Origin of the sequence: Mesorhizobium sanjuanii, assembly GCF_002529485.1 — a bacterium.
Lineage (GTDB): Bacteria > Pseudomonadota > Alphaproteobacteria > Rhizobiales > Rhizobiaceae > Mesorhizobium > Mesorhizobium sanjuanii.
In genome coordinates, this window is the sequence record NZ_NWQG01000027.1 from 1 (window position 1) to 1,457 (window position 1,457).

Here is a 1,457-nt window from a genome sequence, read left to right on the forward strand (position 1 = left end):
CCCCGCCAGTCTTGGCTGCCAGCCAACAGCAGATCCGGCCCTCGCCGGATGCGCTCGACCAGGGCAACCACCTGCCACCCCAGGGGGGCATCATCAACAATGAACATTCCACACCGCTGTTGCGGCCAGCGGAGAGGCAGAGGGCCGTGGATAGGCCGCAAGCCGTCGCCATTCAGCAGCAGCCGAGCGAAATCGGCAATTCAGGCGGCCGCATGCCGATGCAGCCCCCCATGCAGCAATTGGGTGAATTGCCATTGCAAGGGGTACCGGTTCAAGGGACAGGGTCCGAACACATCGGAAGGCTGCATGCGGGAGCCGCGCCCTCAGCAAGGTCCGAGGCGCCCCCGGCTGCGATCGAGGACTCCATAAACGTTTCGTTCGCCGTCCCCAAAGACTTCTCCCATGGGACTCAACGCGTCCCAGACGCAATGCTCTCTTTCTTGGACCGCCCTGGCCCCTTGCCGGATGCTAGCCAAGCGCGGCAAGCGGGCTTTGAGCAGCACGTGGCCGAGCCGCGCCGAGCCGACCCTTTTGCGAGTGGCGCCCGTGCTTCCCGCTATCACCATCTGTCCGACGAACACCGGGACCTTATTGATAGAGCGATCGCCCACTCCCAGGAAAAATATGGCGAGACCACGGCCCGAAAATACACGTTTGCACTTCGCCGGTTGGCGAATGATCTCAGCGCTCGTGGCCAAGCGACCGATCTAAGAAATCACAAATCCCTGGTCGATCACGTCGGTGCCTTCTTTCCGAAAGACGTTGATATGAAGAGCGCGTTGAAGGCCCTGCGTGCGTATCATGAGCCGGGCTATTCAGCGACTGCTGGCGGCCCTGCTGCCAGCTATCCCCATCTGTCCGCCGAACACCGGGATGTTATTGATAAGGCGATCGACCGCGCTGCGGCTCAGCAAAACCAGAGCGCGGACACGCTGCGAATATACTCGAATGCGCTTCGCCGATTGGCGAATGATCTCGGCGCTCGTGGCCAAGCGACTGATCTAAAAAATCACCAATCCCTGGTCGATCACCTCGATACTTTCTTTCCGAATGACCAGAGCATTAAAACGGCGTTGAACGTCCTACGTGCGTATCATGATCCGGGCTATGCAGCGACTGGCTGGTGGCCAGCGGCGGTGCCTTCAAAGCCAGATGCGCGTATCTTGGAAAAATTAAGCAGTGACAGCGAGTTGGCCTTAAGCACCCGTGTCGTCTATGGTCGTCTTCTTCGCAGATTTTCTGAGCAGCTTGAGAGTCGGGGCCAGACGATCTCTGGGCTGGATCACAATTCGCGGACCGAACTCGCCGAGGCGTTGTTTCCAGGCAACAAGAAACTCCGCTTGGCGCTGCAGCGGGTTCACAATGCGGAGATTCCCGAGGCCTTGCGGCCGCTGTTCGATAATCGAGCTCACAAGCCGCCAACCAATCCAGAGGAGCTTCTGCGACTGGAACAGGAG

At 59.5% G+C, this 1,457-nt stretch carries 1 pseudogene; it reads left to right on the forward strand.

What is annotated here, in order from left to right:
* Positions 1 to 503: 503 nt before the first annotated feature.
* Positions 504 to 1,457, forward strand: a pseudogene (locus CN311_RS05890) (Ulp1 family isopeptidase); the annotation flags it as partial.